Annotated in this window: 17 protein-coding genes and 1 pseudogene; 7 read left to right on the top strand and 11 right to left on the bottom strand. The window is 43.9% G+C overall.

All coding sequences use genetic code 11. The features are described from left to right. Positions 1-63 precede the first annotated feature (63 nt). The 3 genes from P4S58_RS10480 to P4S58_RS10470 all read left to right on the top strand — a co-directional run bounded on the left by P4S58_RS10480 (position 64) and on the right by P4S58_RS10470 (position 1,643). On the top strand, positions 64-594 hold the full coding sequence (locus P4S58_RS10480; RefSeq protein WP_337163920.1) for an elongation factor P hydroxylase: 531 nt from the start codon (positions 64-66) through the stop codon (positions 592-594). Between the two features lie 47 nt (positions 595-641). Beyond that, a complete protein-coding gene (locus P4S58_RS10475; RefSeq protein WP_042483970.1) occupies positions 642-905 on the top strand; it encodes a YfcL family protein in 264 nt (87 codons plus the stop codon). Between the two features lie 210 nt (positions 906-1,115). Continuing rightward, on the top strand, positions 1,116-1,643 hold the full coding sequence (locus tag P4S58_RS10470; RefSeq protein ID WP_102963106.1) for an NADPH-dependent FMN reductase: 528 nt from the start codon (positions 1,116-1,118) through the stop codon (positions 1,641-1,643). A 65-nt stretch (positions 1,644-1,708) separates the two neighbouring features. Here P4S58_RS10470 and mnmC read toward each other — a convergent pair whose 3' ends face one another. Continuing rightward, positions 1,709-3,727, bottom strand: coding sequence for a bifunctional tRNA (5-methylaminomethyl-2-thiouridine)(34)-methyltransferase MnmD/FAD-dependent 5-carboxymethylaminomethyl-2-thiouridine(34) oxidoreductase MnmC (gene mnmC / locus P4S58_RS10465; protein ID WP_337163919.1), 2,019 nt, complete (start codon positions 3,725-3,727; stop codon positions 1,709-1,711). A gap of 126 nt (positions 3,728-3,853) precedes the next feature. Here mnmC and fabB point away from each other — a divergent pair, with 126 nt between their 5' ends. The 3 genes from fabB (at position 3,854) to P4S58_RS10450 (ending at position 7,504) form a co-directional block, all read left to right on the top strand. Further along, positions 3,854-5,065, top strand: coding sequence for a beta-ketoacyl-ACP synthase I (gene fabB / locus P4S58_RS10460; RefSeq protein WP_042483964.1), 1,212 nt, complete (start codon positions 3,854-3,856; stop codon positions 5,063-5,065). Positions 5,066-5,361: 296 nt separating this feature from the next. After that, positions 5,362-6,507 (top strand): 4-phosphoerythronate dehydrogenase, encoded by a 1,146-nt coding sequence (locus P4S58_RS10455; RefSeq protein ID WP_337163918.1) that lies wholly within the window; start codon positions 5,362-5,364, stop codon positions 6,505-6,507. After that, entirely contained in the window at positions 6,491-7,504 is a 1,014-nt protein-coding gene (locus P4S58_RS10450; protein WP_102963109.1) for an aspartate-semialdehyde dehydrogenase, read from the top strand. The genes P4S58_RS10455 and P4S58_RS10450 overlap by 17 nt, the downstream gene beginning before the upstream one ends. Positions 7,505-7,678: 174 nt before the next feature. Here the strand turns inward: P4S58_RS10450 and P4S58_RS10445 are convergent, their stop codons facing one another. The 7 genes from P4S58_RS10445 to fcrX form a co-directional block, all read right to left on the bottom strand. Continuing rightward, a complete protein-coding gene (locus P4S58_RS10445; RefSeq protein ID WP_337163917.1) occupies positions 7,679-8,641 on the bottom strand; it encodes a glycoside hydrolase family 43 protein in 963 nt (320 codons plus the stop codon). A gap of 66 nt (positions 8,642-8,707) precedes the next feature. Next, positions 8,708-9,682: a LacI family DNA-binding transcriptional regulator gene (locus P4S58_RS10440; protein ID WP_337163916.1), complete on the bottom strand. Its 975-nt coding sequence runs from the start codon at positions 9,680-9,682 to the stop codon at positions 8,708-8,710. Between the two features lie 126 nt (positions 9,683-9,808). Beyond that, the gene (locus tag P4S58_RS10435; protein WP_337163914.1) at positions 9,809-11,122 is read right to left on the bottom strand and encodes an ABC transporter substrate-binding protein; all 1,314 of its coding nucleotides are present in this window, start codon (positions 11,120-11,122) and stop codon (positions 9,809-9,811) included. Positions 11,123-11,260: 138 nt separating this feature from the next. Further along, positions 11,261-12,163: a carbohydrate ABC transporter permease gene (locus P4S58_RS10430; RefSeq protein ID WP_337163912.1), complete on the bottom strand. Its 903-nt coding sequence runs from the start codon at positions 12,161-12,163 to the stop codon at positions 11,261-11,263. Positions 12,164-12,168: 5 nt separating this feature from the next. Continuing rightward, a complete protein-coding gene (locus tag P4S58_RS10425; RefSeq protein WP_219725480.1) occupies positions 12,169-13,044 on the bottom strand; it encodes a carbohydrate ABC transporter permease in 876 nt (291 codons plus the stop codon). Continuing rightward, on the bottom strand, positions 13,041-14,141 hold the full coding sequence (locus tag P4S58_RS10420) for an ABC transporter ATP-binding protein (protein ID WP_337163909.1): 1,101 nt from the start codon (positions 14,139-14,141) through the stop codon (positions 13,041-13,043). The genes P4S58_RS10425 and P4S58_RS10420 overlap by 4 nt, the downstream gene beginning before the upstream one ends. A gap of 339 nt (positions 14,142-14,480) precedes the next feature. Further along, positions 14,481-14,930 (bottom strand): ferric iron uptake transcriptional regulator FcrX, encoded by a 450-nt coding sequence (gene fcrX / locus P4S58_RS10415; protein ID WP_042483943.1) that lies wholly within the window; start codon positions 14,928-14,930, stop codon positions 14,481-14,483. Positions 14,931-15,187: 257 nt separating this feature from the next. On the opposite strand from fcrX, the pseudogene P4S58_RS10410 reads away from it, so the two are divergent. Further along, a pseudogene (locus tag P4S58_RS10410) lies at positions 15,188-15,699 on the top strand (DUF4442 domain-containing protein). Positions 15,700-15,803: 104 nt separating this feature from the next. Here the strand turns inward: P4S58_RS10410 and fldA are convergent. From fldA to P4S58_RS10395, 3 genes are all read right to left on the bottom strand, one after another. Continuing rightward, entirely contained in the window at positions 15,804-16,331 is a 528-nt protein-coding gene (fldA, locus tag P4S58_RS10405; RefSeq protein WP_042483937.1) for a flavodoxin FldA, read from the bottom strand. Positions 16,332-16,387: 56 nt separating this feature from the next. Further along, positions 16,388-16,609 (bottom strand): DUF2788 domain-containing protein, encoded by a 222-nt coding sequence (locus tag P4S58_RS10400; RefSeq protein ID WP_337163907.1) that lies wholly within the window; start codon positions 16,607-16,609, stop codon positions 16,388-16,390. Between the two features lie 116 nt (positions 16,610-16,725). Continuing rightward, positions 16,726-17,490 carry an alpha/beta fold hydrolase gene (locus tag P4S58_RS10395; RefSeq protein ID WP_337163906.1) on the bottom strand — a complete coding sequence of 255 codons (765 nt, stop codon included), beginning with the start codon at positions 17,488-17,490 and terminating at the stop codon, positions 16,726-16,728. Between the last annotated feature and the right edge of the window lie 65 nt (positions 17,491-17,555).

Genomic DNA, 17,555 nt, shown 5'->3' with positions numbered 1-17,555 from the left:
AAAAGCCGCGAAAATGCAGCTCGTTGTTAACTTCATACGTCGCATACCCAAGAACTTGCTGTTATGTCTCACCAATACACTGATTTGATCGACATCTTTAACCAAACCTTCTTCAGTTCGTTTAACACTAAGCTGGAGTTAGGCGGTGACGAGCCTGTCTACTTACCTGCTGATGATAAGGTGGATTATCACCGGATTATTTTTGCTCGCGGTTTCTATGCCTCTGCTTTGCATGAAATTGCGCACTGGTGTGTGGCTGGCCCTGAGCGTCGTTTATTGGAAGATTTTGGTTACTGGTATCATCCCGATGGTCGTTCTGAGCAAGTGCAGGCAGAGTTCGAGAAAGTCGAAATTCGTCCCCAAGCTTATGAGTGGATATTGTCGCTCAGTGCAGGGTTTCCTTTTACGGTAAGTTGTGACAACCTTAGCGGCGATTTTGAACCAGACCGTCTGGCATTCATGGCGAAAGTCCATCAAGAAGTCTTGAGTATTTTGCAACATGGATTACCTGAACGAGTGAAAATGCTTTCTCAGGCATTGCAGTCGTTTTATCAGACACCAGAACTAACGGCTGAGCAGTTTGTGATTAAGTAACCCATACGCAACTGCACAGTCTTGATAAAACTAGGTATTCATAGAACATGATTATTGAATTTGAAGAAAAACTTTTAGAGCTGATTGATACACGTATTGCCACTGCATCGGATGATGAACTGTTTGCTGGTGGTTATTTACGTGGGCACATTTCACTATCCGCAGCATCGTGTGAAGAAGAAGGCATTGAAGACATCGCTGAGCTAAAAGTACGTATTGAAAAAAGTTTGGAAGAGGCTCGCTCTGAGTTGACGCCAGCAGACCGTATTATTGTGTCTGACTTGTGGAACGAGTTATCGAACCAAGCTTAGTCACATTGCGAAGAACAAAATACAAAAGATGGCAGCAATTACGCTGCTATTTTTTTATGCGTTGATTGTTCATTGAGAAACATCGATAGGTGAGGCGCGAATAACGCATCATTCAAAATTTTTGAATGACCTCATACAATAATTCGGCTTGTGGGCAAGGTGTTCAAAGATTAATCTAATCACATCAAAACAGCACACAGGATTATCGTCATGAAAGTTATCGCATTCGGTGCAAGCACCAGTTCAACCTCTATTAACAAAGCATTGGCAACTTATACAGCAAATTTGATTGATGGTGCTGAAGTTCAAGTGCTGGACATCAACAACTACAACGTACCTATGTTCAGCGAAGATCTTGAAAAAGAGATTGGTCAGGCTGAAGGCGCGTTAGGTTTCCTACGTGATTTAGCACAGGCAGATGCATTTGTTATCTCTTTTGCTGAGCACAACGGTCACTACCCTGCAGCGTACAAAAACCTGTTTGACTGGGCGACTCGTATCGACCGTGAAGTATTTAAAAATAAACCAGCGGTATACTTAGCAACATCACCTGGTCCTGGCGGCGCATCATCAGTATTAGCTGCTGCTTCTGGCTCTGCTAGCTACTTCGGTGGCAACGTAAAAGCAACAGTTTCAGTACCAAACTTCTACGACAATTTCGATATGGAAAGCGGTGTCGTGACTGATGAAAGCATCGCGGCTCAACTAAAAGAAGCGGTAGCAAAACTGGCTGCTTAATCTTTAAATCGCATTGATAAAGAAGCCTCGCTATTGCGAGGCTTTTTCGTGTTTGCAGAACCGATTTACTTCTCTGTTAACGCTTTCCCTTTGCGCAGCTTTCTTACCCACATTCTGCTTGGATGAAGGGTTTCAAGCACATCGTTAGGCAGAGGCAACGGGTCACCACTCATTTGTGAGGCGAGCAGTTCAGCCATGAGTGGCGCGGAACTCAAACCGCGCGAGCCCAACCCAAGTAATGAATACAACTGAGGATATTGGGCAATATCAGAAGCGTCGCTCTCGCTCATCCCGTTTAGTTCGGAGTATTGTTCTGTAATTGCTTCAAAGTTCCCAACGTTACCCACAAACGGAAGGTGATCGCGACTCACGCAGCGAATGCCTTGGCGAGATTGGTTCTCGCTCACATCGACACTGTTTGGCCATGCTTGCTGAGGTAAGCAGTTTTTGAGGCGCTGAGCGTTTTCAACTTGAGCCTGTGGATCAAACTCTTGATCTAAGTGTGAACGGTCGTAGCTGGCACCGATACAGTGATGTTGATTGTTCGGGTTACAAGGCGTCATATAACCGTCATAGCAGAGCACAGTGTTTAATTGCTGCAATTCGTGGTTGGTTGGGATATGACTCACTTGCCCTTTTACTTTACCGAGAGGGACAAATTGTGTTTGCGTCAGGCTATCAAACAGATGCCCAGTGGCAATAACAACCGCTTGATGGTGGAGCTTTTTCTCTCCACAGGTCAGTTGCCACTGTTTTTCTTCCTCTTGCCAGTCGAGCGAATCAACATGGTGCTGGTAGTAAACCTTTAGCTTACCTTGTTGCTCTAGCTCAGCAATTAAGCCTTGAGTTAACTGAGCAGGAGACAGCCAGCCGCCCATAGGGTAGGAGAGACTTTCCACATCTACCGGCAATCCCACCATTTGGTTGGTCTGATCAACATTATGTTTGGATACCAATTCCGGCGAGAAATCCGCTTTCAACATGGTGTCCAGTTTCTTGGTCGATTTGTCATCCCACATTAGCTGAGTCACGCCACACCAGTCATGGTCAAACGAAACGGTCTTTGCCGCTTGGTCGATAAATTGTCGAGCAAATAAAAAGGCTGGAGCAAACACACGTGATACGCCAGAGTGTTCGCTATTAAGCAGAGGATATACTGCACCCTGACGATTGCCCGACGCGCCTTCCGCAGGGGCTTCATCTTTGCAATACATAGAGACCGATATACCTCTTGCTGTGAGTGTTTTTGCAAGAGCAGCACTTGCAATACCACCACCAATAATCGCAACGTCATGCAGATTGTCAGTCGCTTCAACATGGAACCAAGGTTTAATGTTGCTGTACGCGGTTTTCTCTTTGAGCTTACCAGCAATCATTTCTCGTTTTGTACCGAAGCCTTTGACTTTCTTCATATCAAAGCCAGCTTCGATTAAACCTCTACGCACGAAACCTGCCGCCGTGAACGTTGCGCAGGTACAGTCTTGCTTAGCCAGTTTTGCCATACCATCGAACAGATTTTGGTTCCACATTTCAGGGTTTTTGCTTGGTGCGAAGCCGTCTAAAAACCAAGCATCAACAATGCCTTGCTTGAGAGTTGGCACTTTTGGCATACAGTCTTTAATGTCACCAAACCACAAATCGAGAGTAATTGCACCATCGGCTAAGACGATGCGGTGACATTCAGGAACAGCAATCGGATAGAATTCTTGGAGTTGTTGAGCGTAATCAGCCAGTTCAGGCCAAGATTCATGCGCTTTAATTAAGTCAGCCTTACTTAGCGGGAACTTCTCAAAACTGATGAAATGTAACGATTGTAGTATCGCTTCGGGGTTTTGCTGTCTAAACTTCTCAAACCAATGCCAAACTGCGAGGAAGTTTAATCCAGTACCGAATCCAGTTTCGGCAATGACAAAACGCTTTTGGTCATAATCTTGCCATCTTTGAGGAAGATTATTTTGTGTTAGAAACACATAGCGAGTTTCTTCCAGTCCATTGACGTTTGAAAAATAAACATCATCGAACTGGTCTGAAACCGGCGTTCCGGCATCATTCCAGCCAAGCTGTGCGTTAGTAATGGATGTCATAGTAGGAAAATTCTTTCAAATTCGGCGAAATATTGTCGAGATTGTACGGATTAATGGGAAAGCTGACCACTTTTGAAGTCCATCTTCGTTATCATTTAACGAATTATTGAATAATAGGAATGTCACATGAAACGAGTCGTAATCACCGGTATGGGTATTGTTTCAAGTATCGGTAACAACGTCGAAGAAGTTTTATCGTCTCTTAAAGCTGGCAAATCAGGCATCACAGGCTCTGAGCAATTTAAAGAGCAAGGTCTTCGCTCACAAGTTTGGGGTAACTTGAAGATGAACCCTGCTGACCATATCGATCGCAAACAGATGCGCTTTATGGGTGATGCGGCGGCATTTGCTTACCTATCAATGGAACAAGCAATCGCTGATGCGGGTCTTGCTCCTGAACAAGTTTCTAATGATCGTACAGGTATCGTTGCAGGTTCTGGTGGTGCTTCATCACTGAACCAAGTGATCGCGGTTGATACTCTACGTGAGAAAGGCGTGAAGCGTATTGGTCCATACATGGTACCGCGCACAATGTCTTCAACGGTTTCTGCATGTTTGGCAACGCCATTCAAAATCCGTGGTGTGAACTACTCAATCAGTTCTGCATGTGCAACTTCGGCACACTGTATTGGTCACGCAATGGAACTTATCCAACTGGGTAAACAAGACATCGTATTTGCAGGTGGTGGTGAAGAGCTAGATTGGTCATTGACTATGATGTTCGATGCAATGGGCGCACTATCTACTAAATACAATGATTCACCAGACAAAGCGTCTCGTACTTATGACGCAGACCGCGACGGTTTCGTTATCTCTGGTGGCGGCGGTATGGTTGTTATCGAAGAACTTGAGCATGCACTTGCTCGTGGCGCGAAAATCTATGGCGAGATCGTAGGTTACGGTGCGACTTCTGACGGCTATGACATGGTTGCGCCATCAGGCGAAGGTGCTGTGCGTTGTATGAAGATGGCAATGCAAGGTATCGACAAAGTGGATTACGTGAACACTCACGGTACATCAACACCTGTTGGTGACGTGAAAGAACTTGGTGCTATCCAAGAAGTGTTCGGCGGCAACAGCCCAGCAATTTCTGCAACGAAAGCAATGACAGGTCATGCTCTAGGTGCAGCGGGTGTACACGAAGCGATTTACTCAACTCTAATGCTACATCACGGCTTCATCGCTCCAAGCATTAACATCGATAACTTAGACGAAGCAGCTGCTGGTCTGGATATCGTAAGTGAAATGCGTGAGCAAGAGCTGACAACAGTTATGTCAAACAGCTTTGGATTCGGTGGCACTAACGCCACTCTAGTAATCAAGAAGTACGAAGCTTAAGAGACCAAGGATACCGTAAGGTAATACCAATTGGAGTAACAACTTACTTAGATTGGTATTTTGGTTTCCAGAACCGATCAGTTTGACTGATCAAACAGACGCTGACTTTGTCCCATGGAGAGCGGGACGAGATCCTTTTGTTCTGGATATTGCCCAGTGGCTATCATTGCCACTGGGTATTTTTATTTTTGGGGCTTAAGCCTATTATCCTCGACACCTTCCGCTCTTTTTTGCACAATGCCTGCTATAGAAGGGAAACAGGCCCCCTATGGTTAAAATCAGGGTTAAATTCTGCAATGAAAATCTTAATCGATGAAAATATGCCTTACGCTGAAGAGCTATTCAGCCAATTGGGCGAAGTGATTCTTAAACCCGGTCGTACTCTAACTGCCGACGATTTAGTCGATGTAGATGCGCTGATGATTCGCTCAGTAACTAAAGTTGATGAAGCGTTATTGAGTAAAGCTAATAAACTACGATTTGTCGGTACGGCAACAGCTGGTATGGACCATGTCGATCAAGCGTTACTTGAGCAACGTGGTATTTTCTTTACCGCTGCGCCGGGTTGTAACAAGGTTGGCGTTGCTGAATACGTAGTGAGTGTCTTGATGGTCTTGTCGCAGCAACATGGCTTTTCAATATTTGAAAAGACAGTTGGTATTATTGGTGCAGGGCAAGTGGGTACTTACCTCTCTGAATGTTTAACTGGGATGGGTATTAACGTTCTGCTGAACGATCCACCGAAGCAGGCAGAAGGAGACTCTCGCGAGTTTACGCCGCTTGATGAGTTATTAAGTAAAGCAGATGTCATCACGCTGCATACACCAATCACCACTGACGGTGAATGGCCGACCCATCATCTGATTAACGAACAAGTACTTGAGAGCCTGAGATGCGATCAAATTCTGATTAACGCTGCTCGTGGTCCAATCGTCGATAACGCAGCGCTGAAAGCTCGTTTGCAAAAGCAAGACGGTTTTATTGCAGCTCTAGACGTGTTTGAGTTTGAACCACAAGTGGATATGGATCTGTTGCCACTGCTAGCGTTTGCTACGCCACACGTAGCGGGCTATGGCTTAGAAGGTAAAGCGCGTGGAACAACAATGATTTTTAATAGTTATTGTGAGTTCATTGAATCAAGCGCTTTTGCTAACCCTTCAACTTTATTGCCAATCGCACCGATTCCTAAAGTCATACTGGAGCGCGCTTGGGATGAAGCAACATTATTTAATTTGATTCAACTCGTCTACGATGTAAGAAAAGACGATGCGCAGTTCCGTCGTGAAATCGGTCAACCGGGTGCGTTTGACTTGATGCGTAAGAATTATTGGGACAGACGCGAATACAGCGCGATCACGCTTGTTGGTGATGAGCTGTCCAACTTAGCACCGCTAGAGAAATTAGGTTTTAGAATTGAGGTAACCAATGAGCCAGCAATTTAATGTAGCAATCTTCGGCGCAACAGGCGCAGTCGGTGAAACAATGTTAGAAGTTCTCAAGGAGCGTAAGTTTCCAGTTGGTGAACTGTTCTTGTTGGCGAGCGAGCGTAGCGAAGGCAAAACTTACCGTTTTAACGGTAAAACGATTGAGGTTCAGAACGTAGAAAACTTCGATTGGTCCCAAGCACATATTGCGCTGTTCTCGGCAGGTGGTGACCTATCTGCAAAATGGGCACCAATTGCTGCTGAAGCGGGTGTGGTGGTTATCGATAATACCTCACAATTCCGTTACGACTACGATGTGCCGCTGGTTGTGCCTGAGGTTAACCCTGAAGCGATTGCAGAGTTCCGTAACCGCAATATCATTGCCAACCCGAATTGTTCAACCATTCAGATGCTGGTGGCATTAAAACCGATTTATGATGCTGTAGGTATAGAGCGTATCAACGTTTCTACCTATCAGTCGGTTTCGGGCGCAGGTAAAGCGGGTATTGATGAGCTTGCAGGTCAAACGGCAAAACTGCTGAATGGTGTACCTGCTGATAGCAATGCATTCAGCCAACAAATCGCGTTTAACTGTATTCCGCAAATCGATATGTTTATGGATAACGGTTACACCAAAGAAGAGATGAAGATGGTGTGGGAAACCCAAAAAATCTTCAACGATCCTTCAATTATGGTTAACCCGACTTGTGTTCGTGTGCCTGTGTTTTACGGCCATGCAGAAGCGGTTCACATTGAAACCAGTTCACCGATTGATGCAAGCCAAGTGATTGAGCTTTTGAAACAAACTGAAGGTGTTCGTGTATTTGAAGGGAATGATTTCCCGACTCAAGTTCGTGACGCTGGTGGTATTGATGACGTATTGGTTGGTCGTATCCGTAACGACATCAGTCACCACAGTGGTATCAACCTATGGGTTGTTGCTGATAACGTACGTAAAGGCGCAGCAACCAACGCAGTGCAAATTGCAGAAGTATTGGTTCGCGATTACTTCTAAATTGGCTTTTTGACAAGTCTGTATTGAACACAAACACGCATAAACCCCTCCTTGGGGCTTCTATTTGCCATCCATGGCAAATAGAGTTTGTTTATCAACACAGACTTATCAGATAAGGAATGTAAAAAGGGAGTCGTTTTACAACGACTCCCTTTTATTTATTGGTTAGTAGGGTTATTCAACCCATTCCATTTCTTTCAGCGGTGTGCCCCAAATAGGCAAACCATCTTCAGACCACTCAATTGGCTGCACGCATGCGTGGCGGTTTGGATCCCACAGCGGATCACCTTCAATACCTTTGTAATTACGAGCATGGTAAATCATGTAATCTTTGCTGCCGTCTTTACTGGTGGTGAAACTGTTATGACCCGGTCCAAAGATGTTTTTTTCCTCTGCCGTTTCAAATATTGGGTTTGGAGATTTCGTCCAGTTTGAGGCGTTCATCAAATCCGCATTTTCATCAATCGAAAGCACACCCATGCAGTAACGTTCATCGGTTGCACTGGCGGAATAAGTCAGATGGATTTTGCCATGGCGATGTAAAATAGCGGGTCCTTCGTTAACTAAGAAACCTCGCACTTCCCAATCAAACTCAGGTTTAGTCAGAAGAACTGGCTTGCTCGAAAGGGTAGTCGGTGAATCCATCGTCGCGATATACAGACAAGAGTTGCCCGGAATCACTGCGTCTTTTTGAGCCCATATGTAGTACCACTGGCCATTGTGTTTGTAGCAAGTTGCATCCAGACAGAAAGTTGAAAGACCGCTATCTACCTGGATTGGTTCGCTCCATTCACCTGTTAAAGGGTTGTCACTTTGTGTGGTGATGGCATACATACGATGCTGAAACGCATTGTTGACGATTTCACGATTGGGTGCGGCAGCAAAGTAAATGACCCATGTACCGTCAATGTAGTGGATTTCAGGTGCCCATATCAGATCAGAGTAAGCGCCAGTATCTGGTTTATGCCACACATCAACGATTTCCGTCGTTGTAGCCAATTGATGAATGTGTTCAGCTCGACGAAGCTCCAGCCGGTTATATTCTGGCACCGAAGCAGTGAAGTAGTAATAAGCGTCGCTGTGCAGATAGACGAACGGGTCGGCTCTTTGCTCAACCAGTGGGTTTTTAATAATCATTATGGCTCCTAGCCATGAAATCATGGCAATACAACGTGGGGGCAGCCCCTGTAATCTTATTAATGCTTATGCCGACTCTCGGGGAATTAAATCGCCCTCAATTTTCATCATCATGACTTCTGGTGGTGTTGATGAAAGCAGTGTCTCTACCGCAACTCGTCCCATTTCGTCATAAGGCAAATCAACAGAGGTGAGAGAAGGGGTGAGTTCACTCGCCAAGAGCTGGTTATCGTATCCAATAACCGCGACATCCTCAGGAATGCGAAGGTTGTGATGTGCAAGTGCCTGATACACACCAATCGCCATTAAATCACTGGCACAAAATATGGCTCGAGGTCGGTTAGCTTGTGAAAGTAAGTTTTCCGTTTCTAGGTAACTTTGTTTAACTGACCAGTTACCCGCTTTTACCCAGTTGTCATTTACCAAAATATCAACGTTGGTCAGCGCTTGACGGAAACCTCGCAAACGTTGGATAGAGGAATCTGACCAGCTTTCACCCGTAATCATGGCGATATCTTTGTATCCTTTGTTGACGAGGTACTCGGCAGCGCGATAGCCACCCAGGAAATCCGAAGTCAAAACACTCGGAACGTCTTGAACATAAAGGGGATTCGTGCAGTTTAGAAACAGCATTGGTAACTGAGTATTGATGGTCGATTCAATTTGAGCCGGTGTGTTTGAAGCAACAATCAAAGCGTCATAACCGCTATTGTTGATTAAGGATAACATGCTGTTTTTGAGCTCATCATTGTCTTCATAGTCGAACACCGTAAGAATGGTATCCAGTTCCCAAGCGCGAACCTTAGCGGCAGTGATCGCGTTAATAAACGGATCGTGCATGTTCATGCTATTGATTAGTAGCGCTATGCGACGGTGAGATTGAGTGTGCAATACATTGGATTTGAACTTATAGTTCAGCTCTCTTGCTTTACTGAGCACTTTTTCTCGGGTTTCTTCAGAGACTTTTACGTTGTCTGAACCGTTCAAAATAACGGAAACCGTGGGTTGTGATACGCCCACTGCGGTGGCGATATCTAACATGGTGACCTTTTTTTCTTTCGCATAGCTCTACTTCTTCTAGTAATACTTGTGTTCTTTGGAGTTGAGGTATTTCCATTGATGAAAAAGTCCCTCAACTTCAAAGATGCATGGTTATGACGTTGGCAATTACAAATTACTTAAAACGTCATTGATGCGACTTTCGGCATCTGCAAGTGCTTCATCCACGTCTTTTGAACCCATAATTGCTGCCGCTAACTCTTCACCAATAATGTCTTGCAGCGCCCATTGACGTTGCACGCCGGCTGGGAGTCCACGACCTGTCTGCGTGACGGACAGAATGTTTGAGCGGTGAGGGAGTGACAAGAATTTCTCATCTTTTAGCACACTCGATACGCTTGGTAGATGTCCTGTTCGTGCCCACTGACCGTCATTTTCAGCGAAGAATTTAAACAGTTTGGCTATCGCAGCGTCTTTTTCGTCATCGCGACGTTTGCTTGGTACAACCCATGAATGTCCATCTACGTAGTGAGCTTTTGCTCCTTTGTATAAAAATGGGTAAGGCACGGCTTCATAAGCGTTGTAAAAAGGACTGTCGGCCTGCGCGGCTTGTTCGTCGTAAGCACTTAACAACCAGTTACCATTTAACAATATACCGCCTTGACCATTACTAAATGCAGAAACGGTTGCAGGGTAGTCCATGTTTTTGGTTGTTAAGTCTTCTTCATAGATCGTTTTAAATAGATTTACGATGTTTTTTGCTTCAGGTGTTTGCAGCGATATTTTTTCTGGGTTAGCAAAGAAATCACTGCTTTGCTGGAACAGGTAAGTGTATAGAAGACGCGTATAAGAAGCCGTTTCATTCGAAAGGATCTGAATGAAATAAGGTTTACCTGTTGCTTGTTTAAACTGTCTTGCTTGAGCTAATAGCTCTTCAGGAGAGTTAGGAATAATGGGTTTTCCTTCACTATCAACCAGATTGGCTTGTTTCATCAGCTTCATGTTTACGTGGTACAGCATGGTCCATGTGTCGATTGGTAGACCATAAAACTGGCCTTCACGGGTTACGCCATCCGTTGCTGTTGGCGTAAATATTGATTTATCGACATTCTCCATTTTCAAGAAGTCGTCAATAGGCACAATTAAGTTACGCGACTGATAGTCAGAAATTACAGAGTTATGCATAGTCACGACATCAGGCGGAGTACGAGAAGCCATTTGCGCGGTTAGCTGATCATATCCCGGCCATTCAACAGTTGTGACTCGTACGTCGATATCTGGGTTTTCAGCATCGAACTTGTTAAGCAAAGTGGTCATGATTCCACATTCGCCATTTGCCGCACTGACATCCACTGATTTTGCGTATTCTGCTTCGCAGGCACCAAAAACACGTTGAATGTTTAATTCTGTTTTTGCGATAGCATTGCCGGCAGACAGCATACAGCCAATGGCTAGTGACAATGTAGAGATGTAGGGTTTCATATCTAAAAGCCTTATTATTTTATTGTTTAATGTTTACCTAGTCATACGGCTTACTTGAGTAGGCGGTTTATGTAACGGTAAAGCTTATTCAAATCTTTCATTTCCTGATGTTGATGGTTTTATTTGTTCAGGAAAGTTCTATTGTTTCACTGCGCCGCCAGCTACGGCAGTCACGATGTGTTTTTGGAAAAAAATGTAAACAAGGATGATGGGTATCGCCGAGAAGATCGCTTGCGAACTTAAGAAGCCTAAACCTTCCGTTTGTGCGAAGTTGGTTTGCGACGATGCAATACCTATCGTGATGGTGTACATCGATTTGTCTGTCGCAGAGATCAACGGCCAGAAGTAATCGTTCCATGAGGTTAAGAATGTCAGAATCGCTAATGTTGCTTGCGCTGGAATAGTCAGTGGCAGTAGAACCTTCCAGAAAATCTTAAACTTTGAGGCGTTATCCATGATTGCAGCTTCATCGATTTCTTTTGGTATCGCTTTGAAAAATTGCGTCATCAAGAACACCCCAAAAGGCGCAGATAAGCCGGGCAAAATTAAGCCTAAATAGGTGTTGTGAAGCTGGAATTCACTAAACAACTGATGACGAGCGATAATAACCGCTTGCTCAGGCACTGCTATGCCCATAAGCACAATCACAAACAGTGTTTTCTTCATAGGGAATTCGAGTCGAGCGAAAGCATAACCGGCTAAAGAAGACAGCGTCAGCACACCCAGTGTCATGCAGCCGGATACAATCAAGCTGTTCATTAGCCAGTGAAACACTGACGAGCTGCGGAATATGTCTAGGTAGTTTTGTAATGTGTATGGGAAATGGAAAACCGCATCCGTGCCTAACATCAACTCTTGGTTGTCTTTCAAACTCAGACCAAGCATCCAAAGAAACGGCGCGACCATAATCAGTGACAATACGAGTGTGAGCACTAGAATGGCACGGTTGGTTTTTTGAGAGTTTGGTTGATAGGTTATTTGTTTTTTTGCCGCATATGAGTCGGCAATATCTGAAGATAAATTCATTTTTGTTGCACTCATCAAAGTTATCCTTTTTTACGGCTAATCATAAATTGAGCGATTGCAGCCACGAGGATGATCAGGAATAGGACTTGCGAAGCCGCAGCAGCCATACCAATATCCCAGCGACGGAAACCTGCATCGTAAATGAACATAACGATGGATCGTGATGTGTTGTTTGGTCCGCCGTTAGTCATAAGTAACGCTTGACCAAATAACTGGAACTGCATGACGATTTCGATAATCGTTACCAAGATAATGGTGCGGGTAATCGATGGCAGAGTGATTTTTCGGAAAGTGGTCCACTTGCTGGCGTTATCCAGTTGCGCTGCCTCATACAAGTCTTTAGGTATTTGCTGAAGTGCGGCGGTAAACAGAATCATTGGCAAGCCCAAACACCACCAGATTGTCGCGATAGCGATAGATTTCAATGCCCAGTCTGGGCTCGATAAGAATGGGATAGCTTCCAAATTGAGCCAATTGAATACCATCGACATAAAGCCGTCATTCGGAATGAAAATGATGCGCCAAATCAGTGTTACCACTGTTACGGATAGAATAGTCGACGCAAAAAATACCCCACGCAGAATATTCGCGGTTCTGGTTTGCTGGTTCAGCGCCATCGCCAAACCTAAGCCAAGGACAACGAGGGCTGGTACGGTAAGTAAAACAAAGTAACAAGTGTTCCAGATGGTCTGGATGAATATCTTGTTGTCAAATAGGCGGACATAATTGCTCCAACCGACAAATTTCCCCGGACCAAACAGGTCAACTTTCTGAAAACTTAGGTAAATTCCCCAAAAAAGCGGTAGTGCAATCATAAAAATGAACACGAGCAAATAAGGCGTGATAAAGAGGAAGTTACCCCAACGCTCCTTGGTGGAAGATTGCATTACGCTCATAGCTCACCTCCGTGGTAGGCCTTTTCACTTTCATCAAACAGATGAACGGAATCGAAATCGATGTTTAAGCCAACATGCTGATTTGTTTGGAGATGACGCTTACTGCTTGCTTCTGCAATCAGCATTTTTCCACTTTCTAATGAAACGTAAACCAGAGTGCGGTCGCCTAATCGCTCTATGAACGTTATCTTGCCTGTCGCATGTGCTGGCTCGTCTTTTTCAGTAATGACGATATCTTCGGCGCGAATGCCCATTTCAAATCGCTGAGCTAAAGGTAAGTGGTGAGTATTGATGGTTGAGTGAATAGCAGCGAACTGATCAATATGGATAACGGCTTTTCCATTTACCTCTTCTACTTTATCGACATCAAAGAAATTCATTGCTGGAGAACCTACAAAGCCAGCGACAAATTTGCTTGCCGGACGCTGGTAGATTTCGATTGGAGTACCGATCTGTTCAATACCTTTGTTATTAAGAATGACGATACGATCAGCGAGGGTCATCGCTTCCACTTGGTCGTGAGTCACGTAAATCATAGTGGTGTTTACGCGTTGATGAAGTTGAGCCAGTTCGATGCGGGTACGACTACGAAGCGCAGCGTCAAGGTTAGATAGCGGCTCATCAAACAAGAATGCACTTGGTTCACGAACGATAGCACGGCCGATGGCAACACGTTGACGCTGACCACCAGAAAGCTCCGCAGGTTTGCGATTTAGCAGATGTTCAATTTCCAAAATGCGCGCAGCTTCAGATAAGCGTTGCTCAATAACAGACTTTTCAGTACCGATGTTTTTGAGACCGAAAGTCATGTTTTCTTCCACACTCATGTGTGGATAGAGAGCATAGTTTTGGAAAACCATTGAAATGTTACGATGACCTGGAGCCAACGTATCCAGACGTTTTCCGTCCATCCAAATTTCGCCGTCACTAAGGTTTTCTAGTCCCGCAATCATTCTTAAAAGGGTCGATTTACCACAGCCGGATGGACCAAGAAAGACAATAAATTCCCGTTCTTTTATATGGAAACTGATGTCATTTAAAACCATTGAACCATTATATGCTTTGGTTAGATTTTTAATCTCAATCGATGCTGCCATTGGTTCGTCCTTTGAATTTATACTTGTAGGGTGTTGTTTTTTTGTTTGAGTTAATAATATAGCTAATATTATTAGTTAATGGCGGTGAGTATTATAAAAGCAATAAGAGATCACAAAATGACCAGTCATGGATGTGGGAAATAATTGTTGGATCACACTTAATGTGGATGATATGAAAGTGCTTGTTATTTAGACGTGTGAGTTGGATCAAAGTTAAAGAAATGTTGAGTTAGATGATTGGTGCTCTAAATCTGGATCAAGTTGTTGCCTGAAAGGGAATAAAAAAGCCGAGTGCAATAATCACTCGGCTTCTTAAATTAGAGATACAGACAAACGTAATTATTTTTTCAGTTTGTGTGCGTCTGGGTTTTCTTTACAAGTACCGTCACCACACTTTCCGTACAAGTATAAGCTGTGGTTGGTCAATTGAACATTGTATTGCTGTGCAATCTCTCTTTGACGCTGCTCAATCACTTCATCAGAAAATTCAATTACTTCACCACAATCTAGACATACAAGATGGTCGTGATGGTGTTGAGTTGATAATTCAAATACTGACTTGCCGCCTTCAAAATGATGGCGAGTAACGATACCTGCATCATCAAATTGGTTTAGAACTCGGTAAACCGTAGCAAGACCGATCTCTTCGCCAAGATCAATTAGCTTTTTGTAGAGCTCTTCAGCACTAATATGTTGGCACTCAGGCTGTTGTAAAACTTCTAAAATCTTTAGCCTTGGTAGGGTTACTTTAAGACCAGCATCTTTTAGCGCTTGGTTATTGTCTGACATATATCTTCCCGTTGATGATCTGCAGTAAATAACAGAATTCAATGTTGCTCAACATTATAGGTTACTCGCACTGAACAATAAACCACGAAGTTCAGAGGGTTACTAGTGTTTTCTCTTAAAGTCGTGCTATGTCACTGATAAAAGTGATTAGACCAGTTACAATTATTTAACATTAATTCTGCTTTTTATTGGCGCCATATGCGAGTCCATTTGCGGGTGCAGGCGCAAAGCAATCTAGAGTCTAAGGCACGGATAGCATGAATAAAATACTCTCGAAGCTATATAAACCTAATATTGTGAAGTATGCATTGAATAGTTGGCCTCCGTTCTGGGGGCGGGCATAAAAATTGAGTCTATTAGTACGGATTTTCGCGAAGCAAAAATGCGTTTGAAATTACGCTGGTGGAACAAAAATGCCAATCGAAGCCAATATGGGGGCAGCATTTTTTCTTTAACCGATCCCGTTTATTCTCTGATGTTAATGGGCATTCTCGGAGAGCAGTATTACGTTTGGGATAAAGAGGCGAGTATCAACTTCATAAAGCCCGGACATTCAGATCTGTTTGCTGAGTTCAGGATTACTGATGAGCAATTAAATTCGATTTTAAATATGACTGCGACAGGGGATAAGTGTTTTCCTGAATTCATTATTCACGTCAAGAATGCACGTGGTGAAGTCGTCTCTGAAGTGCACCGTAAATTGTACGTACGGAAGAAACCTAAATATCGCGAAGGCGATGATGAAGCGTGTACCGAGTCGGTGAATTAACTCTGAGAGTATCAACTTGGGACAAGTTGATTCGCGTACTTGTCGTTTTTGATGGATAAAAATAAGCCCCCTGCAATGCAAGGGCTTATTTTCAAGAGAAACGATCAGTCTTCTAGTTCAGCAAGACACATTTCTTCATAAACTTGTTGTACCCACTTAGTGACACGCTCTTCTGTCAATTCAGGTTGGCGGTCTTCATCGATACATAAACCTACAAAGTGGTTTTCATCAACAAGTGCTTTAGACGCTTCAAACTCGTAGCCTTCTGTTGACCAGTTACCTACGATAGTTGCACCTTTTGCTTCAACGATGTCACGTACTGTACCCATCGCATCACAGAAGTATTCTGCGTAATCTTCTTGGTCACCACAGCCGAAAATTGCAACCAGCTTAGTAGAGAAGTCAATGGCTTCTAGTTCTGGGAAAAAGTCATCCCAGTCACATTGAGCTTCACCGTAATACCAAGTAGGAATACCTAGAAGTAAAAGATCGAAGTTATCGATGTCCTCTTTGCTGCTTTTCGCAATATCTTGAACATGAACCAGATTTTTACCGAGTTGTTTTTGAATCATCTTTGCAATCGCTTCGGTGTTACCTGTATCGCTACCAAAGAAGATACCTACACTTGCCATAGAGCCTTTACCTTTAAATTGTTATGGGTTGCGGGGAAATCGACGAGTTGGGGGAATTAACCCAAACCTGTGCCTTCCCAACTGAGTTGGATAAGACCTTTTGCGATAAAGCCTGCACAACCTAAAAATAGAACTAACCAAACAATACGACGGCCAAAAATTGGCACATTACCTTGTTTCAATACATCTTTAATCGCCATACCGATTAAGAAAAAGATAGATGCAAAAAGCAAGTCTAGCCCGATAGATTCGAGCATATTCATGTAGTCGTACAGCATGGGTATCCTTTATGCCAATTTGCTTGCGCGCACTATACCACTGTTATTAAGCAAAGTTAATGGATGCAACATTACCGAATTCACACTTAGTTGGCTTATTGGCTATAAATTGCTCTTTAGTCAATAAACTTGCGAATGGCGCGTAATACTTCTGCTGGCTTTTCTGCATGTAACCAGTGGCCTGTATTAGCGATGACGTGTGCTTTTGCCTGCTTAAACTGCGCTTGTATTTGAGGTTGATGCTCAGCGGTTAGATAGTCTGAGTTACCACCTTTAATAAACAGTGTTGGGACATCACAAGGGGCAATGGGTTCCCAGCCGATGATATTCCAGTAGTTCTGTTTGATGCTTGGTACATTGAAACGCCAAGTCATATGGTCATCTTGCTTGGTAAGCGATTTGCCCAAGAACTGGCGAACTCCGTCTTCTTCGATGTGCTGGGCTAATAGCTCCATGACTTCACCGCGTGAAGAGGGTTTGTTTTCTAGTACGGAATCTAACCCTGCGATGACTGCATCATGTTTACGCTTGGTGTATTTGACCGGAGACATATCAAGTACCACGAGTTTCTCTAGTCTCGAAGCATCAATATCAGCCAGCTTCATCGCAACTTTGCCACCCATCGAGTGACCAATCACAATCGCTTTTTCAATGTTAAGTGACTCAAGAAGCTGCTTTACATCATTAGCCATCACCGCATAGTCATGTTCGTCACTATGAAAGGATTGACCATGGTTGCGCAGGTCAATACTCAGTACTTGGTGATCGGTTTTTAAATCACGGGCGAGTAAACCTAAATTGTCTAAGTTGCCAAATAAGCCGTGGATCAAAACAACGGTGTGACCCTCACCTTCGAGTTTATAATTTAGAAGTGCTGACATTTTATCTTATTAGTGATTGCTTTAACGTAGAGTCTCGGCAAAGATCTCGCTATAATCCCTCAGAG

Origin of the sequence: Vibrio sp. Hal054, from assembly GCF_037162405.1 — a bacterium.
Lineage (GTDB): Bacteria > Pseudomonadota > Gammaproteobacteria > Enterobacterales > Vibrionaceae > Vibrio > Vibrio diazotrophicus.
The sequence above is the reverse complement of the archived record's forward strand: the minus strand, read 5'-3'. Positions and strand labels throughout refer to the sequence as shown.

Excerpts from the sequence above, each read along its gene's own strand:
- P4S58_RS10480 (WP_337163920.1), top strand. The coding sequence starts at position 64 with ATGTCTCACCAATACACTGATTTGATCGACATCTTTAACCAAACCTTC.
- P4S58_RS10475 (WP_042483970.1), top strand. The coding sequence starts at position 642 with ATGATTATTGAATTTGAAGAAAAACTTTTAGAGCTGATTGATACACGT.
- P4S58_RS10470 (WP_102963106.1), top strand. The coding sequence starts at position 1,116 with ATGAAAGTTATCGCATTCGGTGCAAGCACCAGTTCAACCTCTATTAAC.
- mnmC (WP_337163919.1), bottom strand. The coding sequence starts at position 3,727 with ATGACATCCATTACTAACGCACAGCTTGGCTGGAATGATGCCGGAACG.
- fabB (WP_042483964.1), top strand. The coding sequence starts at position 3,854 with ATGAAACGAGTCGTAATCACCGGTATGGGTATTGTTTCAAGTATCGGT.
- P4S58_RS10455 (WP_337163918.1), top strand. The coding sequence starts at position 5,362 with ATGAAAATCTTAATCGATGAAAATATGCCTTACGCTGAAGAGCTATTC.
- P4S58_RS10450 (WP_102963109.1), top strand. The coding sequence starts at position 6,491 with ATGAGCCAGCAATTTAATGTAGCAATCTTCGGCGCAACAGGCGCAGTC.
- P4S58_RS10445 (WP_337163917.1), bottom strand. The coding sequence starts at position 8,641 with ATGATTATTAAAAACCCACTGGTTGAGCAAAGAGCCGACCCGTTCGTC.
- P4S58_RS10440 (WP_337163916.1), bottom strand. The coding sequence starts at position 9,682 with ATGTTAGATATCGCCACCGCAGTGGGCGTATCACAACCCACGGTTTCC.
- P4S58_RS10435 (WP_337163914.1), bottom strand. The coding sequence starts at position 11,122 with ATGAAACCCTACATCTCTACATTGTCACTAGCCATTGGCTGTATGCTG.
- P4S58_RS10430 (WP_337163912.1), bottom strand. The coding sequence starts at position 12,163 with ATGAGTGCAACAAAAATGAATTTATCTTCAGATATTGCCGACTCATAT.
- P4S58_RS10425 (WP_219725480.1), bottom strand. The coding sequence starts at position 13,044 with ATGAGCGTAATGCAATCTTCCACCAAGGAGCGTTGGGGTAACTTCCTC.
- P4S58_RS10420 (WP_337163909.1), bottom strand. The coding sequence starts at position 14,141 with ATGGCAGCATCGATTGAGATTAAAAATCTAACCAAAGCATATAATGGT.
- fcrX (WP_042483943.1), bottom strand. The coding sequence starts at position 14,930 with ATGTCAGACAATAACCAAGCGCTAAAAGATGCTGGTCTTAAAGTAACC.
- fldA (WP_042483937.1), bottom strand. The coding sequence starts at position 16,331 with ATGGCAAGTGTAGGTATCTTCTTTGGTAGCGATACAGGTAACACCGAA.
- P4S58_RS10400 (WP_337163907.1), bottom strand. The coding sequence starts at position 16,609 with ATGCTGTACGACTACATGAATATGCTCGAATCTATCGGGCTAGACTTG.
- P4S58_RS10395 (WP_337163906.1), bottom strand. The coding sequence starts at position 17,490 with ATGTCAGCACTTCTAAATTATAAACTCGAAGGTGAGGGTCACACCGTT.